The sequence below is a fragment of the Gottschalkiaceae bacterium SANA genome, from assembly GCA_036323355.1.
Taxonomy (GTDB): Bacteria; Bacillota; Clostridia; order Tissierellales; family GPF-1; genus GPF-1.
Genome location: AP028876.1, coordinates 2048164 through 2067231, shown reverse-complemented (window position 1 = coordinate 2067231; position 19068 = coordinate 2048164). Strand labels below are relative to the sequence as shown.

Sequence of the window (19068 nt, the reverse complement as noted above, 5' to 3'; positions counted from 1 at the left end):
AAGAAAAATACAGCTAGTTCAAAGAGAAAATGGGAGAAATAGAGCTAAAATGCAAGAAGAATTTCATTTCATGCAAAATCACCGCAAAAATGCAAGAAATATTCCGAATTCGAGTGCCGTCTATGAATATTTCGTAACAATTTAAAAGACTTCTCTTCTTTTTCTTGAAGGATTCTCTGGAATTGGGATGAAAAGCCATAGGAAAACGATTGTCAGGACCTACATAAATTTGCAAGATTTTCTCCGAGTCTTGCAAGACAATCTCTCGAAAATAACCGGTTGAAATTGTTAGTGAAGCTTGTATAATGAGTATGAAAAACAAGAAAGAAGGAGAAAATATGATTGCTACCAAGCAACTTATTCATAAGAAAATTACGATTCCACCCGTGCTCGTTCAAGTAGGTATTCAAGTGAGTGCAAATCTAATTTGTGCCATTGCTTTTAATATGTTTTATATTCCAAATCATTTCTTAAGCGGTGGATTGAGCGGTATCTCCATCTTAATGGAGTATTTATTTGATATACCGACTGCAATCACGGTCTTTGTTTTGAATCTTCCCTTATTCTTGATCGGTGCGAGGAAGATCGACGGAGAATTCATCCGGAACACAATCATTTCAGTCACTTTATTTTCTTTGCTATTGAGTTTGACCAATCCACTGCGGGGTGCGGTGCAGATTGAAGACCCCTTGCTGATGGCAATTATTGGTGGAGCGATTAATGGAATCGGAATGGGTTTGCTTTTTCGACATAAGATGAGTCAAGGTGGATTTGATATCATTGCCGCTATGATTAAGAAAAAGCGAAATATAGAAATCGGAACAGTCTTAATGGGCTTGAATGGGATTCTGATCCTCATTTCAACGTTTATATTTGATCTTCGTTCGGCTATGTATACCTTGGTTGCCTTGTTTATTTCCTATCAAGTGATGGACCGCGTACGGAAGGGGACCAATCGAGAGAAGACCGTAATGATCATTTCGGATGAAACAGATGCCATTGCTCAGTCGATTCAACTTAAGCTGAATCGGGGGATGACATTTTTGAAAGGAAATGGCGGATATTCACGAGAAGAAAAAACCGTGATCTACACGACTGTATCCAGTGCTCAAATGTGCACCTTGCGTGAAATTGTCAGGCAAAAAGATGAAAATGCTTTTATGGCTGTTACTGAGGCGACGGAAGTGGATGGCAATGGTTTTGAAAGACAGTGGATCTAAAAAAATGCAAGATCTTGCAAAATTGCATCTATGCTTGTAAATTTATGGGATCACCCGGTATTTGCCGGGTGATTTTTTATGCTGCTTGTGCTATAATTCAACTGTTGTAGGAGGATAATATGGGACAACGGGAGCGACGATTAATTTACTTAAGTTTTCTATTCATGTGTTTATTTGCGGTGCCGGACAGTACCCGTGGTGTGTTTTTGCCTTTTATAAAAGCACAATACCAGGTGACGGATACCCAATTGGGGTTGATTAGCTCCTTAGCCAGTCTGTCTTTTTTAATCGCAATGCTTTCAGCGGCAATTATTGCAGAGCGCAAGGGATATCGATTTTTAATTCGAATGGGATTTTCCATTCAAATCTTATCAATTGTTTTGTTGCGGTTTGCCTCTAGTTTCACAATGGTACTCGCTTTTTACACCTTTCTCAGCATAGGCTGTGCATTGGTCCTTTATGCCATCAACACCATTATTCCGCAGCTCCCCATAGCCAATCATGCTTACTATATGAATTGGACGCATTGCATGTATGGGATTGTTGCTTCAACCTGTACCGTTGTTTTTGGCTGGGTCTTAGGAACTGGTGTTTATTGGAAAACACCTTACTATGCAATCGCACTACTACTCGTAGTTGGAATATTGGTGAATCAGAAAAGCGAATATCCAGAGATCCCGATCAGCAAGGGCGTAGAAAAAGGACCGGGCCTTTTACGGCAGCCGATTATTTATGCATATATTGTAATATTTGGATTCTTTGTGTCGGCAGAAGCAGGACTTATTTCTTGGAGTATTTACTATTACCATCAAGCTTATCAAATGGATACAGGAATTGCTTCTTTATTGGCTGCTGGATTTTTAATTAGTGTTTCCATCGGCCGTATTATTGGGAGTCGTTTTTTGGAACGTTTCAATCAGTTTCATATGGTTCAGGTTACCCAAATTATCGTAATCATCATGGTAACAGCGGGTTTGTTGCTTGGCAAAAACGGCGTGTGGCTCTTACCTCTGTCTGGATTGTTTTTCTCTATTAATTATCCGACCATGCTGGTAACCATCAGCTATAAGATTAAAAATCAAACCCAAAGAGCAGTCGGTTTGATTACTGGATTATCGGGTTCCATCGTTTTCGTTATGCATTTGGCTCTCGGCCGGATCAGTGACAGCTTCGGCATTCAAGTGGCCATGTTTGTTATTCCCTTCTCTCTGGCCATTTGCTTAAGTGTCTTTACTCTGGTGCAGAAAGGTATTATTTATGAAAAAATCGACTAAATTGGCATTTATTGCCATTACATTTGCATTCTTTGTTCATTCCTTTGTAAATGGGACAAGGGGTGTTTTTCTTCCGCAATTCAAGTTAACCTTTGCTTTAAGTGATACATTTATGGGTGGGGTGAATGGACTATTAAGCGCTGTGATGTTGGTATCCAGTTTGGTAGCCGGTGAACTTTGCGCACGAATTGGAAATAAAGGATTAGCAATTCTTAGTCTTGGTTTTTACGGGGTTGCAATTTTAGGCTTGCAGTGGGTATCAAGCCCACTTATGTTTGTTGTATTTTATGCCTTCACTGGCTTGGGGGCTTCTTCCATTGCTGTCGCGGTCAATACAGCAGTTCCAGCTCTGGGGTTAAAGCGGCCAGGTCGAGCCATGTCGATTATTCATTTTGCCTATGGAGTGGGGGCGAGTATCGCGCTTCTCTGGATGGGCGATCTGATCCCGAAAAGCGGCTGGCAAAGCGCCTATCTTATGATTGGAATGATTATTGGAGTGGCGGTTCTTTTTTTAACAGTAACCAAATTTCCTGTTTCAGATCATGCGGCAAGGCAAGCAAATGCTGGTCGTGGATTTTGGAAAGAAATGAATTTTTGGATGTTGGCTGGGGTATTCGGCTTTTATTTAACGGCGGAATTGGCGCTAATCAATTGGTTTCCAAACTATATGAAATTCGCTTTGTCTATGCCTCAAGGAAGTGCGTCAAAGATGGCAGCCTTGTTCTTTGTCTTTTTAACAATCGGGCGACTTGGTGGAAGTGTTTTTATTGATCGATTTTCTTATAAAAAGATTGCTGCCTTGTTTATGGGGCTAATGATCACCAGTATCGCTATTGGTCTTTTGATTCCTGCGATCAGTGCATTTATGATTGCTTTTTCAGGTTTATTTGCTTCGATCTGCATTCCGACCTTAATGTTGGTGATGAATGAACAATATCCAGATAACTCCATGCGTGTCATAGGAGCTGTGAATATGGTGGCTGCTATTGTGCGGATGGCAGGAGAATTTCTTGTGGGGACCATCACTCAGCGCAGCGGTGCTGCTGTTGGATTTTGGTTGATACCGTTTTTCCTGGTTTTATCGCTGGGAATACTAATAAAACTAATTAAGACTCCAAGGAGGAACTAACAAGATGGCAAGATTATTTGGAACAGATGGTGTGCGTGGTGTGGCAAATTCTGAGCTGACACCGGAATTGGCTTTTCAATTGGGCCGAGTTGCGACCTATGTGATTACAAAGGGTGTAAAACAAGGGAAAGTCATTGTTGGGATGGACACGCGTCGCTCCTGTGATTTATTGGAAGCAGCACTTGTTGCGGGGATCTGTTCAGTTGGTTCTGATGCCTTGTGTGTAGGCGTGGTACCAACACCTGCCGTTGCATTTTTAACACGAGAATATGAAGCGGATGCAGGTGTTGTGATTTCAGCTTCTCATAATCCGGTTGAATTTAACGGAATTAAATTTTTCAACCGCAACGGATTCAAACTTACCGATGAAATGGAAGATGAGATTGAGGCGATTATTGCAAGTGAAGAGGGAATTAGCTATCGACCAATTGGACGAGATGTGGGACAACGCATTGCGGTTCGTAATGGCGTGGGTGAGTACCTGGACTTCTTGGAAAATGCATCGGACATTTCCTTAAAGGGTGTTAAAGTCGTTTTGGATTGTGGAAATGGCGCAAGCTATCAAGCCGCTCCAGCAATCTTTGAAAGATTGGGTGCAGAGGCGATTGTGATCAATCACTCACCAAACGGATTGAATATCAATGTGGAGTGTGGATCAACCCATCCTGATGGCTTGCAAGAGCTGGTATTGGAATCAGGTGCGGATTTCGGACTTGCTTTTGATGGAGACGCCGATCGATTAATGGGTGTTGATGAACATGGAAATTTAATTGACGGGGATCACGTTTTAGCAATTTGCGCGCGTTCATTGAAAGAACAGGGCAAGTTGAAGAACAATATGGTAGTGGGCACGATTATGGCGAATTTGGGCTTAAACCACTTCTTGGATGCTGAGGGAATTGATTTTGTTCAGACCAAGGTTGGGGATCGATATGTACTAGAAGCCATGCGAGCTGGTGACTATGCATTGGGTGGTGAGCAGTCTGGTCACATTATCTTCCTTGAGCATAATACAACGGGTGACGGCTTGTTGTCAGCGATAAAGCTTTCGGAAGCGATTGTGAAATCCGGCTTAACCGCTTCCGAATTGGCGAATTCTTTAACCAAGTACCCACAGGTACTTTTAAATGCGATTGTTAGCAATCAGAATAAGCACGCATATATGGAAGATGAGGAAGTTGCCAAGCGTATTGCTGAGATTGAAGCGCATTTCCATGGAGAAGGACGCGTTGTTATTCGGCCATCGGGTACGGAACCTTTGGTTCGTGTCATGCTAGAAGGTAAAGATGAGATAGAAATGCGAAAAATGGCGGCGGATCTAGTAAAACTCATTGAAACACGCCTAGGAAAATAGTACAATAGATGGAGGTCTTCGGATCTCCATTTTTTTATATGTAGAGCAAAGAGGGTCAATTTGAACAGTGTAAGAGACCGAATTCATTAGGTGGGGAGGGATTTATAAAGTAGATTACAAGCACACGCCAACAAAGCGCCTGAACATCATTTGATGTTGACGAGGACGAGGACATTCGAATTTCGGCGGGTACCTCGGGGTGTTTTCTGTTTTTTCATCTATAGAACTGCGACAAATATCAGGGGTGACCCTGGGGACAATAGCAGGGAAAAAAGACAGCTGTCCGGCCCACAAAATTTTGGACTGGAGGAAAATACAAAATGTGCGGAATCGTAGGGTATATTGGAAATAAGCAAGCAACAGAGGTTTTATTGGAAGGGCTAAGCCGATTGGAATATCGGGGATATGACTCAGCCGGGGTAGCGATCTTCGCGAATCAACACATACAAGTGGAGAAACGTGCCGGTCGCCTTGCAAATCTTGCCGGTGTGATTGAGCATTCACCGATCCAGGGGCAAATGGGAATTGGACATACAAGGTGGGCGACACATGGTGCGCCATCGGATCAAAACTCACATCCCCATACCAGTGAAACCCAGGAGATCGCCGTTGTTCACAACGGGATCATTGAGAATTACATGGACATCAAGAAGTGGCTCCAAGAAACCCACAAGATCGAATTTCGATCGGAAACAGATTCTGAAGTAATTGCGCATTTAATTGCGCATTATTATGACGATGATTTAAAATGCGCGGTTCAAAAGGCCATGGAACGCCTGCAAGGGGCCTATGCCATTGCAGTGATGAGCCAAAAGGAACCAAATCGTTTGATTGCGGTACGAAAAGACAGCCCGTTGATCGTTGGAAAGGGAGTCGATGAGAACTTTATCGCTTCTGATATTCCGGCTATTTTGAAGTATACACGTGATGTGTACTTCTTGGAAAATGGAGAGTTGGTCGATCTGAAACGTGATGGAATTTCAATCGTTGATGAGTTTGACCGTCCAGTTGATCGAGAAATTTTTCATGTGAATTGGGATTTGGCTTCCGCTGAAAAGGAAGGCTATCCGCATTTTATGTTGAAAGAAATTGAAGAGCAACCAACCGGTGTGAGAGAAACGCTGACACAGCGCTTGTCGGCAGATGGAAGTCTTCACTTGGAAGGCTTGACGATGACAGCTGAGGATTTTAAACAAATCAAGGAAGTTGTAATTGTTGCCTGCGGCACAGCTTATCATGCAGGTTTGATCGGCAAAGGCTTGATCGAACGCTACGCAAAGATTCCGGTAACGGTTGATGTTGCCAGCGAGTTTCGCTATCGCGACCTTTTTGTGAATGAACATACGCTCTTTATCGCATGCAGTCAATCGGGTGAAACCTTGGATACCTTGGCGGCCTTGCGGGAAGCAAAACGTCGAGGTGCTCGTGTTTTGTCTGTATGTAATGTTGTTGGCAGCTCAGTTGCGCGGGAATCTGACGATGTCATGTATACTTGGGCGGGTCCTGAAATCGCGGTGGCATCTACAAAAGCATTTACTACGCAATTGATGGCATTCCAGTTGATGGCTCTGCGATTTGCTGAGCTGAAAGGTGTTATGGATCCAGAAGAAATTCAGTCGGTGATTGAGGACTTGAAACGATTGCCTGAACAAATTCAAGAGGTTTTAAATACAAAAGAAGATCTTTCAAATTTAGCCAATCAGCATTTTCATAAAGATAAGGTTCTTTTCCTTGGACGTGGAATGGACTCCGATATTGCTTTAGAGGGATCCTTGAAATTGAAGGAAATTTCTTATATCAATTCATTTGCCATTGCGGCGGGTGAAATGAAGCATGGTACTATCGCTTTGATAGAAGAAGGAACCTTGGTGTTCTGCTTGGCAACACAGAGCCACGTTTACGAGAAGACACTTTCGAATATGAAAGAAGTCAAGGCGCGTGGTGCCTATGTGGTTGCCATCGTGGCGGAAGATGCGAAAGAGGTGGATGAAATTGCCGATGTGGTGATTCGATTGCCGAAAACAAGATCTACGCTCATGCCAATTTTGAGTGTGCTTCCCATGCAATTGTTTGCATACTACACATCCATTGAAAGAGGGAATGACGTCGATAAGCCGAGGAACTTGGCAAAATCTGTAACCGTTGAATAAAATTGGAAGAACGAAAATCTATGAATATTAGATTTTCGTTCTTTTTTCACATGAAGGATCTGGATCCAGAGCAAACTTGATTGGATTCAATGTTTTTTGGTATTTTAATCGATCTTAGTGGTATTCTATGGGAGAACAAGGAAATGGATTTTATGGAAGGGGTAGGGATATGAATTCAACATTGACAAAACAGATTATAATACGATCTGCGATTGAAACGGACGCGAAAGCCCTATTTTTATGGCAAATCGACGAAGACTTGAATCGGTATGATCCAAAACCATTGCCGTCAAGGAGAGAAGAACTGTTGGAGTCGTGTCAAGTGTTCGCTTGCTTTTTTAAAGACGAAATTATGTCGGATGAGACTGGGGAATATCAATACTTTATGATTGCCAATGAAAGCAATCAGCCTATTGGCTATATTAATGTTTTTTCCATTGACGAAATCAAAAAAGAAGCGGAACTGGGAATTATGATTGGCAATCGAAATTATCAGGGAAAAGGTGTCGCATCCTATGCTTTGAACAAAGTCCTTATGCAAATACAGGAGTATGGAGACTTGAAACGTATTTATGTAGAAACGAATGTAGATAATTATTCGGCTGTTCGATTATTCGAGAGAGCAGGATTTATTAAGGTTGGCATTGAAGATTGGGGAAAAGGCGTGTTTTTTCAGACTATGGAAAAACACCTTAAGTGAGGGCAACTATGAAGATTGGTTTAAGAAATATCAAAACAGCTGTAGCGGTAAGTCTGTGTATTATTTTGTTTCAATTGCTAGACAGACCTTATCCGTTTTACGCCTGTATTGCTGCAGTAATTTGTATGCAGCGATCGGTGGAGCATTCTTTTCGGGTAGGACGTGATCGGATGATTGGAACCATCTTGGGAGGCTTGATTGGCCTGGGTGTCTATCTGGTATTTGGTCCAGTTTGGTACGCGACAGGCTTAGGTATTGTAGTGGTTATTGCCTTGTGTAATTACTTTGGGAAGCAAAGTTCTGTGGCTATTGCCTGCATTGTATTGATTGCGATTACAACGAATTTAAAGGAAGTGACGGCTGTTGTATACGCAGCGAATCGAGTGATGGACACCTTGATTGGCATTGTGATTGCCTTGGGAATCAATCGTTTGATTCCTAGCAGAAAACCGATTGTGGAGGGAAAGACATCATGAAATTTCATCGATTAAGGCGAGTGGAAGATCGCTATTGGGAAGAGAGTTGGGAAATTTATCAATCTAACTTTCCTTCTGGGGAACGTAGATTACTCGAAGATCACAAACGTGCACTTGAAGATGACCGCTATCATTGTATGGCGATATTAGAAGACAATCAAGTGGCGGGTATTCTTTTTTATTGGAAGCTGCCACACTTCACTTTTGCTGAATATCTTGCAATTGGAGAGGCCTCTAAAGGGCAGGGAATCGGGAGTGAGGTGGTGTCACGATTAAAAGAGCAAGCAGGACGATTGATTCTCGAAATCGATCCGCCAGAAGATGAAATAGCTGTTCGTAGATTGCGTTTTTACCAACGAGAAGGATTTGTTTTGAATCCATATTTGCATCTTAATCTGCCTTTGCGTATTGGACAGGAAAAATTGCCCTTACGGATTATGACGGTGGAGGAAATAGTAAGCGAGGCGGAATATGAGGCGTTTTCAACGATCCTCATGACAGACTTAATTCAATATGGTGAAGGATACCGAGAAAAATAAAACTTGTCATTTGACAAGTTTTTCGATATATATGAAGAGAGGTGGTGGCGTGATGGTGGGTTTGCTCAGTCAAGAACTGATTGAAAAGTTAGGACTGATTTTTTTATTTGCTTTTATTCTTTCAAAAACGAAACTCTTTCAAAATTTCATATTACAGGAGAAAACACGGTCCATTGAAAAATTGATTTTTATGGTTGCTTTTGGTTTGGCGGGCGTATTGATGACCTATTGGGGTACGCCGATTTCAGGCGGCATTGCCAATTCACGAACCATTCCTGTTTTGGCAGCGGGTATTTTTGGAGGTCCATGGGTAGGACTTGGCGCTGGAATTATCGCAGGCTTTCATCGAATGTTTCTCGTTGTCGGTGGTGAATTGACGGCAGTGGCATGCGGAATTTCGACGATATTGGGCGGCTTAATTGGTGGCTTTACCAAACCGTGGTTAGAAAAGAAAACACGGCCATGGATTTATGGTTTTTTTGTAGGACTGGGTGTGGAAGCAATACAGATGGCTTTAATTTTATTGATTGCACGCCCCTTTCCCGAAGCGCTTCGCTTGGTGAAAGTTATTTTCTTGCCTATGACGGTTCTAAATGCAGTTGGAATTGCTTTGTTTATGATGACTTCTCAGCAAATTTATGATGATCATGAAAAGGCGGGGGCTTTAAAGGCGCAATTGGCCTTGGATATTGCAACAGAAACCCTACCGGTATTGCGTAAGGGGTTTAGCAGAAAGAGTGCGGAAGAAGCGGCAGAAATTATTCGTGCGAAAACACAAGTAGCTGCAGTTGCATTTACCAATATGCATGAGGTACTCGCCCATGTTGGGGTGGGAGCTGATCATCATATTGCTGGTAATGAGATTGCAACGAAAATGACGAAAAAGGTTTTGAAAACGAGTCGATTAGAAGTTGCACAAAACCGTCAAACCATTGATTGTAAGGTAAAAGGATGTTTGCTCAAGTCGGCCATCGTTGTGCCGATCATGGCAGAGGATCAGATCATTGGAACCTTAAAATTGTATAAAAAGATCGAAAATGGGATTATGCCATCAGATATTGTGTTGGCGAAAGGGCTAGGAAGCTTATTTTCTTCTCAAATTGAGTTAAGTGCGATTGAATACCAAAAGAAGATGCTGAGGGAGTCTGAGTTGAAACGACTTCAGGCGCAAATCCATCCTCATTTTTTATTTAATGCATTGAATACCATTGTGTCATTGGTGCGAACTGACCCGGAGATTGCACGAAAATTATTGCATGAACTTAGTCATTTCTTGAGGTCTAGTTTTCGCCACCAAGAAGCGTTTATCAGTTTAAGTGAAGAGGTGCGTACATTGGAAGCCTATCTCTCCATTGAAGCGGCACGATTTGGGTCGCGATTGAAGGTGAGGATCGACGTGGAAGAGGGACTTGAGTGTAGAATTCCACCATTGATTTTACAGCCATTAGTTGAAAATGCAGTGAAGCATGGTTTGTTGCTTAAAAAAGAAGGTGGCATGGTTGTGTTATCTGTCAACCGGGTTGATCAACACATTATATTTACCGTGATGGATAATGGTGTGGGTATTCCTGTTGAAGAACAACAAGACTTGCTGGAAAAGAAAAAAAGCGGAGGAATTGGTCTGCGTAATGTCAATGAGCGGCTGAAAAGTATTTATGGTGAAAGCTTGGTTATAACGAGTGAAGAGGGGCGAGGTACCGCAATCTCTTTCCAAATCCCAGAGAGGAGGATGTCGAGTGATACGAGTCATGTTGGTTGATGATGAACGACCGTCCTTGAATGAACTTAGCTATATTTTAAGCCAAATCGACGGAGTAAAGGTGGAGGCACAGTTTTGCCATGCAATTGATGCACTGCAAAATTTTGCGGCCATTGATCCAGATGTTGTTTTTTTGGATATTGAGATGCCTGAGCTGGACGGCTTAAGTTTAGCCGAAGAATTGATTCAACGGAAGCCGGAGTTGTCAATTGTGTTTGCGACAGCCTTTGATCACTATGCCCTGCAAGCCTTTGAACATCAGGCCATTGATTATGTTCTAAAACCATTTGAGAAAGAGCGAATTAAAAAAGCAATGGATCGGATTCCCGAACGAGTTGGACGTCGAGAGGAACCCGAGGAACGATTTGCTCAGATTGAAGCCTTCCGACGTGACGGATTTCGGGTGAAGCGTATTTCTGTTTGGGTCAATGATCGAATTGTTTTGATGCCACTGGAACAAATTGCTTACTTCGTTGCGGAAGAGGGAACCGTTTTTTTAGTTGAAGGGGATCATCGACATGAATTACATGCAACCATGGCACAATTGGAAGCTCGATTTCATGGAGACGGTTTTTTCCGATGCCATCGATCTTTCTTAGTGAATCTTTCTCGTGTTGAAGAGATGATTCCTTGGTTTAACAATACCTATGTCTTGAAAATTTCAGGACAAAGCGAAGAGGTTCCAGTGAGCCGGTCAAGGGTGAAGGCCTTAAAGGAACACTATCAAATTTAATGAGCATCAGTCAGATGCATTTGAAGAGGGCGAATCGACGATTCACCCTCTTTTTTTGTCGTTCTAGCCAGTAACGGGAAACCGTTTCCTCGTTTCTTGATAAACTGAGGACAATAAAAAAAGGAGGACAACAAATGGTATCTTTTTTATTATCAGTAGTGGCATTGTTGGTTGGATATTTGGTTTATGGAAAATTTGTTGAGAAAGTCTTTGGGGCAGACGAAAACAGAGAAACGCCGGCTGTTGCGCAAGCAGATGGTGTAGACTTCGTTGAAATGGGTTGGAAAAAAGCGTTCTTGATTCAATTCTTGAACATTGCTGGGCTTGGTCCGATCTTTGGCGCCATTGCAGGAGCCCTTTGGGGACCGATTGCATTTTTATGGATTGTCTTGGGGTCCATCTTCGCAGGAGCCGTTCATGATTATTTCGCAGGGATGCTTTCTATGCGACATGGTGGCGATACAATTGCCGAAATCGTAGGTCGTTACTTGGGAACAAGTGCAAAACAAGTGATGCGCGTATTTTCAGTTTTGCTTTTAATTCTGGTTGGTGTTGTTTTTATCAACGGACCAGCAGGGCTTTTGCAAAACATGACTGGAATCAATAAATTTATCTTCTTAGGAATCATTATTGCATATTACTTATTAGCGACTGTTTTACCAGTAGACAAGGTAATTGGAAAGATTTATCCGATTTTTGGTGCCGCTCTTTTGATTATGGGTGTTGGTATTATCGGTGGAATTATCTTAAAGGGATACACCATTCCAGAAATCACATTAACAAATATGCATCCGGCTGGAAAATCAGTCTTCCCATTCTTGTTTATCACCATTGCATGTGGTGCAATTAGCGGTTTTCATGCGACACAGTCACCAATTATGGCACGCTGCTTAAAGAACGAAAAGCAAGGTCGCCGTGTATTCTATGGTGCTATGATTGCAGAGGGTTTGATTGCTTTGATTTGGGCTGCCGCAGCTATGAGTTTCTTTGGTTCTGTGGAAGCGTTGAAAGAAGCAGGTTCTGCAGCGGTTGTTGTAAATACAATTTCTAGTTCATTGTTAGGACCTGTAGGTGGCGTATTGGCAGTTTTAGGTGTTGTTGCAGCACCGATTACGTCGGGTGACACAGCCTTTAGAAGTGCACGTTTGGCAATTGCTGATGCTATAGGATTGAAGCAAGATGCATTTGCAAATCGTTTCAAGGTAGCGATTCCATTGTTTGCAATAGGCTTGGCATTGTGCTTTATCGACTTCTCGATTCTTTGGAGATATTTCGCATGGTCAAATCAAACTTTGGCAACGATTATGCTTTGGGCATCAGCAGCATTCTTGGTGAAAGAGAAGAAATTGCATTGGATTGCAACAGTTCCAGCAACCTTTATGACTGCGGTTATCACAAGTTATATCTTGGTAGCGCCTGAAGGTCTACGCTTACCTGAGTCTTTCGGTGTTCCCGCAGGGATCGCAGTTGCGATTGCAACATTTGTTTTTTTCATGATGAAAGCAGGAAAAGCATCGCAAACAGAAAATGATGAATCAAAAAATAAAAAAGTAGCATAGAATTAGTGTAAAACTAGTTTACCTAAAAGGGATGGAGCGATCTTATATGCTCCATCCTTTTTTTTGCATGATATAATAAAAATAAAAAGGAGAATCTTCATGTTGTTAAAAGGCAAAAGGATTTGTGCATTGGTGCATCATGATTTTGAGGACCTGGAATTATGGGTGCCGGTTTATCGTTTGCGAGAAGAGGGTGCGATTGTAGAATTGGTCGGAGAAGGGGCTGGAATCAAGTACAAAGGGAAATATGGGGTTCCTGCAATCTCGGAGTTCTCTTTTTCTGATGCTCTGGACAAGGAATACGATGGTATCTTGGTACCGGGCGGATGGGCACCGGATAAGCTTAGGCGGTTTCCAGAAGTCTTGGAATTGGTAAAAAAAATGGATGTGCAAGAAAAAACAATCGGTCAGATTTGCCATGCGGGTTGGGTCTTGATTTCTGCAGATATTTTAAAGGGAAAAGTGGTGACGAGCACTCCGGGAATACGGGATGATATGCAGAATGCAGGGGCAATTTGGAAAGACGTACCGGCCATCACAGATGGACATATTGTGTCGTCTCGCAGACCACCGGATTTACCTGAATACTGCAGGGAATTGATCGAAAATTTAAAATAGTCACTTGACAACAAAGAAATTGCCTCTTATAATTGGTTTATCATTTGATTGGGCAAAGGCGTCCAGGGTTAATCCCCTGGACGCCTATTTTTGTATCCGGATACAAGTAAACACCTGCAGATGAAAAAAACGAGGAGGCATGAGAGATGAATGAATTAATCACTTCAATTGATACCGTATGGGTTTTATTTGCAACAACCTTGGTGTTTTTCATGCAAGCCGGGTTTGCAATGGTGGAAACTGGGTTTACGCGAGCAAAAAATGCTGGAAATATTATTATGAAAAATATTATGGACTTTTCTGTTGGCTCAGTCATGTTTTGGGTTCTGGGATTTGGACTGATGTTTGGTACTTCAGTCAATGGATTTATCGGTATTCCTGATCTATTTGTAAAGGGAACTTATGACTTTGGCATACCAACTTTTGCATTTTTGATCTTCCAAACGGTATTTTGTGCAACAGCAGCTACAATTGTATCTGGAGCCATGGCGGAAAGAACCAAGTTTGTTTCTTACTTAGTCTATAGCGTCTTGATTTCTGGATTGATTTATCCGGTGGTCGGTCACTGGATCTGGGGTGGTGGATGGTTGTCGCAACTTGGATTTCATGATTTTGCCGGTTCTACCGTTGTTCACTCGATTGGTGGATGGGCAGCCTTGGTTGGCGCAAAGATCTTGGGACCTCGAATTGGAAAATTCAATGAAGATGGTACGGCGAATACCATCCCTGGACACAGTTTAACTCTTGGAGCCTTGGGTGTATTCATCCTTTGGTTTGGTTGGTTTGGATTTAACCCAGGTTCGCAGTTAGCCGCGGCAGGAACAGATAATATGTTGGCGATCAGCAAGATTTTCGTGACAACAAACTTGGCGGCGGCAGTCGCAGCGATCTTCGCTATGTTCTTCACTTGGGTTCGATCTGGGAAACCGGATGTAGGCATGACCTTGAATGGAGCCTTGGCAGGTCTGGTTGCAATCACTGCAGGTTGTGACATTGTTACACCGGGCGGTGCGGCAATTATCGGTGCATTTGCAGGTGTTTTGGTTGTTGTTGGCAGCGAGTTTGTGGAAAACGTGCTAAAGGTTGATGACCCGGTTGGCGCGGTGGCTGTACATGGAATTAATGGTGCATTTGGTACTTTGATGGTTGGTGTATTCGCAGAAAGCGGTGGATTGCTGTACGGTGGCGGCGCGGGATTACTGATCACACAAGCGGTAGGCGTTGGGGCGGTAATGACTTGGACGGTTGTTATGGCATTCCTTGTATTCAAGACAGTTGATCTTACAATTGGCTTACGTGTGACGGATACGGAAGAAAATATCGGTTTGGACTTGGAAGAACATGGGGCAATCTCTTATGCGGATTTTGCTCTAAAAGAACAAGCGTAATTGGTAAAAACCGAAAGATTTGAAGTGCTGGATGAAAATCCAGCACTTTTTTTTGTAAACTTTTTATAAAACAAGGAGTTTTTCCGTTTTTGTTGTATATATATAATAGGTGGAAAGGAGTGGACTTGATGAATATTCGACAAAGGATAGAAATGAGAGAACATGAATTTTTATCGCCTTTCGCAACAAAAAGCGATGAAAGCTTGGGGCGAAAGATTCAGGAAGACCCATGTGAGATTCGAACCATCTTTCAGCGAGACCGAGATCGAATTCTTCACACAAAAGCCTTTCGACGACTTAAGCATAAGACTCAGGTATTTATATCTCCGGAAGGGGATCATTACCGTACTCGTCTTACTCATACCTTGGAGGTTGCACAAATATCACGAACGATTGCTCGTGCTTTGACTTTGAATGAGGATTTGACAGAAGCGATTGCTTTGGGGCATGATTTGGGACATACACCCTTTGGACATACGGGTGAGAATGTTTTAAATCAACTTCATCCGAATGGGTTTCGGCACAATGAGCATAGTCTTCGAATTGTAGATGAACTAGAGAACCATAAAGGGAAAGCTGGTTTGAATTTATCGGAAGAGGTCCGCGATGGAATTCTCAACCATACAGGGTCTGATTTGCCCCTTACCCTTGAAGGACAGATTGTAAAAATTGCGGACCGAATTGCTTATATCAATCATGATATCGATGATTCCTTGCGAGCAGGTGTTTTGCGCAATGAAGATTTGCCACAAAAGTCGATTTCCGTTTTAGGGGAATCTCATGGACAAAGGATTGATACCCTGGCGAAAGATATAATTGAAAACAGCTGGGACAAGGACCGGATTTATCAAAGCATAGAAATTGCAGAAGCGATGCAAGTCCTGCGTAAATTTATGTTTCAACGAGTCTATTTGCATTCTTCGGCAAAGCAGGAAGAAGGAAAGGCAATTAATCTATTAAAAGAGTTGTATCAGTATTATTTGCACCACCCAGAGGAAGTACCACAGCCCTATCATCGATTAGAATACTCAATTGATGACAGTGTTTGCTATTTTATTGCGGGCATGTCCGATCGATATGCTTTGAATCGCTTTTCGAATATTTTCATTCCTCGACCATGGAATGGTTGAGAAAGAGGATGCAATTCGCATATAATAGAGATTAGGTGATTAGATGAAGACGCGATTTACAGACGAATGGATAGAAGAAGTACGAAGTGCAAGTGATTTAATTGATGTAATTGGAGAAACAGTACCCCTGAAAAAGGCGGGCGCCAATTACAAAGGATGCTGTCCCTTTCATCATGAAAAAACGCCTTCCTTTATGGTCTCTCCAGAAAAGGGCATTTATAAATGTTTTGGGTGTGGAGAAGGCGGCGATGTAATTGCTTTTGTGATGAAAACACAGAATATGAATTTTGTAGAAGCCTTGGAGTATTTGGCCAACCGGGTTAACATTGAGATCCCGGAGCAATCGGATGAAATTGATCCAGATCAACAACTAAAAAAACGATTGTATGAATTGAATCGAGAAGCAGCGATTTATTTTTATCTCAATCTGAAAAACGCAAGGAAAGCTTACGCGTATTTTCGCAAACGGTCTCTGTCTATTGAGACCATACAAAAATTTGGTCTTGGGTACGCATCCGATGAATGGCAGGTATTAAAAGAAGCCATGTTGGAAAAAGGATATACGGAAGCGGAAATGTTAGAGGCAGGTCTTTTGTCAAAATCCGAAAAAAAAGGACGGACTTATGATCGCTTTCGAGGACGAATGATGTTTCCAATTCAGGATTTGCGGGGTCGAATGATTGGTTTTGGCGGTCGTGTTCTGGATCAAGGCGAACCCAAATACTTAAATTCTCCGGAAACGAAGATTTTTAACAAACGATTTAATCTTTATGCCTTACATCTTGCAAAAAAAGACGCACGTCACCAGGGTTTAATTTTGGTAGAAGGATATATGGATGTAATTGCTTTGCATCAGGTTGGTCTTACAACAGCGGTTGCCTCTTTGGGAACGGCCTTAACAAAGGAACAAGCCCATTTAATCAAGCGATATACCGATCAAGTGTATATTTGCTACGATTCGGACTCTGCTGGTCAAAAAGCCACAGAACGTGCCATTCAGGTATTGTTGGATGCGCAATTGGAACCTCGAATCATTTTGTTAGGGACTGCTAAGGATCCGGATGAATGGATACAGCGAGATGGTGTTGAGTCGTTTCAACAGGCGATCAAGACCGCTAGCTACTATGTTGATTATCAATTGACACGGATTCGATCGAAATTCACCGTCAAAGATGATGAACAAAGGGTATTATGTATTAGAGAGCTGACGCAATATTTGAAGGGCTTGAAGGATCGAACCACTCGAGAGATTTACGCAGAGCATTTGGCTCGTGATTTCCAGGTACCAAAAGGCTTGTTTTTGGGAAGAGACGAGGATGTATCGAGAGTGAAGCAAAGAGAACGATCGCCAGTGAGTCAAAGAGAACGGTCGCCAGTGAGAAATCAGGAAAATTCGAGCAAATCCTTGACGCATAGAGAACCCTTGGTCTTAAAAAGCAATTCGAGATCCTTGTTTCAAGAATTCTTGATGATGGTTCATGATCAACCAGAGTTATTTGGAAAGTTGAAAATCCAGCCAATGGTTGTTGCCTTTATTGGCAGTGGGTTTGAAGAGTATGTGTCTGAATTATTTCCATTCTTATCAGAAGGGAATATTCATGATAAAGAGGAAATTAGTCATTACTTCAAAGAACGATTTGAAAAAGAACGGGAGATGCTATATAATAGTAGAACTGAGTTCAGTGGGGAAGTCTCACTAAAAGTGCTCACGGATTATATGAAAAAGATTCATTTACAATATTATCGTGGACTTAAAAAGGATCGAGAAGGTTTGTTACAGTCGATTCCGTTACGTGATGATGAGATGCGAAAGATGATTATTCTTGAGATTCAAGAGATCATGAGGAAAATGAATGATTTAGGGACTATGTAATGGGAGGCGTACGATATTGAGTAAACTCGATAAGAAAAGCCAAGAAGTGGTTGATAATTTAATTGAAACAGCAGTAAAGGACAAAAAGATTACTTTTAAGAAAATTATGGATACGATCTCCGATATTGACTTGTCAACGGAACAGATTGATACGATTTATCAAAAAATGGAAAAGAAAAAAGTGACAATCATCGATGAGTCAAGCGATGAACCAGTAAAATCGAAAGCGAAGAAAGAAACAAAACCAAAGAAAAAGAAGAAAAAAGCCGCAAGTTCAAAGAGCGCCGATCTGGGTAAATCAATTAACGTAGATGATCCGGTTCGGATGTACTTGAAAGAAATCGGAAAAGTTTCTTTGCTTTCTGCGCAAGAGGAAATCGAACTTGCCAAGCGGATTGAAGACGGAGATGAAATCGCCAAGCAAAAATTGTGTGAGGCAAACTTGCGTTTGGTAGTCAGCATTGCGAAACGTTATGTGGGTCGTGGCATGTTATTCTTGGATTTGATTCAAGAAGGAAATATGGGTTTGATTAAAGCGGTAGAAAAGTTTGACTACCGAAAAGGATATAAATTCTCTACCTATGCAACTTGGTGGATTCGTCAGGCCATTACGCGATCAATTGCCGATCAGGCGAGAACCATTCGAATTCCTGTTCATATGGTGGAAACCATCAATAAATTAATGCGTGTATCGCGCCAATTGTTGCAGGATCTTGGACGAGAGCCAAGTGCGGATGAGATTGCAACAGAGATGGGTATGGATGAAGACAAGGTACGCGAGATCATGAAGATCGCGCAAGAACCAGTTTCGTTGGAAACGCCAATTGGCGAGGAAGAAGATAGCCATTTGGGTGACTTTATTCCGGACGAATATGCACAAGCCCCAGCTGATGCGGCAACATCGACCATGCTTCGCGAGCAATTGGTTGAAGTGTTGGAAACTTTGACACCGCGGGAACAAAAAGTTCTTCGCTTACGTTTCGGCCTAGACGATGGTAGAAACAGAACCTTGGAAGAAGTGGGTAGAGAATTCGATGTAACCCGGGAAAGAATCCGACAAATTGAAGCGAAAGCACTTCGAAAGCTAAGGCACCCAAGCCGAAGCAAGCGATTGAAAGACTTTTTAGATTAAAGATTCGCGTAAGCGAATCTTTTTTATAGGAGGA

At 42.2% G+C, this 19068-nt stretch carries 16 protein-coding genes; all 16 read left to right on the top strand.

Annotated elements, in window-relative coordinates:
* The first annotated feature begins 338 nt into the window (after window positions 1–338).
* The 16 genes from AC25CA_RS09875 to rpoD all read left to right on the top strand — a co-directional run bounded on the left by AC25CA_RS09875 (window position 339) and on the right by rpoD (window position 19034).
* Window positions 339–1220 (top strand): YitT family protein, encoded by an 882-nt coding sequence (locus AC25CA_RS09875; RefSeq protein WP_486813668.1) that lies wholly within the window; start codon window positions 339–341, stop codon window positions 1218–1220.
* A gap of 119 nt (window positions 1221–1339) precedes the next feature.
* Window positions 1340–2494 (top strand): MFS transporter, encoded by a 1155-nt coding sequence (locus AC25CA_RS09870; RefSeq protein WP_486813667.1) that lies wholly within the window; start codon window positions 1340–1342, stop codon window positions 2492–2494.
* Entirely contained in the window at window positions 2478–3623 is a 1146-nt protein-coding gene (locus AC25CA_RS09865) for an MFS transporter (RefSeq protein WP_486813666.1), read from the top strand. Before AC25CA_RS09870 ends, AC25CA_RS09865 begins: the two co-directional genes overlap by 17 nt.
* A 4-nt stretch (window positions 3624–3627) precedes the next feature.
* Complete coding sequence (gene glmM / locus AC25CA_RS09860; RefSeq protein ID WP_486813665.1) at window positions 3628–4977, top strand: phosphoglucosamine mutase; 1350 nt, start codon at window positions 3628–3630, stop codon at window positions 4975–4977.
* A gap of 320 nt (window positions 4978–5297) precedes the next feature.
* Window positions 5298–7127: a glutamine--fructose-6-phosphate transaminase (isomerizing) gene (gene glmS, locus AC25CA_RS09855; protein ID WP_486813664.1), complete on the top strand. Its 1830-nt coding sequence runs from the start codon at window positions 5298–5300 to the stop codon at window positions 7125–7127.
* Between the two features lie 169 nt (window positions 7128–7296).
* On the top strand, window positions 7297–7827 hold the full coding sequence (locus AC25CA_RS09850; protein WP_486813663.1) for a GNAT family N-acetyltransferase: 531 nt from the start codon (window positions 7297–7299) through the stop codon (window positions 7825–7827).
* An 8-nt stretch (window positions 7828–7835) separates the two neighbouring features.
* A complete protein-coding gene (locus tag AC25CA_RS09845) occupies window positions 7836–8303 on the top strand; it encodes an FUSC family protein (RefSeq protein ID WP_486813662.1) in 468 nt (155 codons plus the stop codon).
* On the top strand, window positions 8300–8842 hold the full coding sequence (locus tag AC25CA_RS09840) for a GNAT family N-acetyltransferase (RefSeq protein ID WP_486813661.1): 543 nt from the start codon (window positions 8300–8302) through the stop codon (window positions 8840–8842). The genes AC25CA_RS09845 and AC25CA_RS09840 overlap by 4 nt, the downstream gene beginning before the upstream one ends.
* 52 nt (window positions 8843–8894) lie before the next feature.
* Window positions 8895–10601 (top strand): LytS/YhcK type 5TM receptor domain-containing protein, encoded by a 1707-nt coding sequence (locus AC25CA_RS09835; RefSeq protein ID WP_486813660.1) that lies wholly within the window; start codon window positions 8895–8897, stop codon window positions 10599–10601.
* Window positions 10579–11334, top strand: coding sequence for a LytR/AlgR family response regulator transcription factor (locus tag AC25CA_RS09830; protein WP_486813659.1), 756 nt, complete (start codon window positions 10579–10581; stop codon window positions 11332–11334). Before AC25CA_RS09835 ends, AC25CA_RS09830 begins: the two co-directional genes overlap by 23 nt.
* Before the next feature lie 134 nt (window positions 11335–11468).
* Window positions 11469–12893, top strand: a complete 1425-nt coding sequence (locus AC25CA_RS09825; protein ID WP_486813658.1) for a carbon starvation CstA family protein — start codon at window positions 11469–11471, stop codon at window positions 12891–12893.
* 99 nt (window positions 12894–12992) lie between these two features.
* Complete coding sequence (locus tag AC25CA_RS09820; RefSeq protein ID WP_486813657.1) at window positions 12993–13511, top strand: type 1 glutamine amidotransferase domain-containing protein; 519 nt, start codon at window positions 12993–12995, stop codon at window positions 13509–13511.
* Between the two features lie 146 nt (window positions 13512–13657).
* Window positions 13658–14899: an ammonium transporter gene (locus AC25CA_RS09815; RefSeq protein ID WP_486813656.1), complete on the top strand. Its 1242-nt coding sequence runs from the start codon at window positions 13658–13660 to the stop codon at window positions 14897–14899.
* A 128-nt stretch (window positions 14900–15027) separates the two neighbouring features.
* Window positions 15028–16029: a deoxyguanosinetriphosphate triphosphohydrolase gene (locus AC25CA_RS09810; RefSeq protein WP_486813655.1), complete on the top strand. Its 1002-nt coding sequence runs from the start codon at window positions 15028–15030 to the stop codon at window positions 16027–16029.
* Between the two features lie 43 nt (window positions 16030–16072).
* Window positions 16073–17902: a DNA primase gene (gene dnaG / locus AC25CA_RS09805; protein WP_486813654.1), complete on the top strand. Its 1830-nt coding sequence runs from the start codon at window positions 16073–16075 to the stop codon at window positions 17900–17902.
* 16 nt (window positions 17903–17918) lie between these two features.
* Complete coding sequence (gene rpoD / locus AC25CA_RS09800; protein ID WP_486813653.1) at window positions 17919–19034, top strand: RNA polymerase sigma factor RpoD; 1116 nt, start codon at window positions 17919–17921, stop codon at window positions 19032–19034.
* Window positions 19035–19068 lie beyond the last annotated feature (34 nt).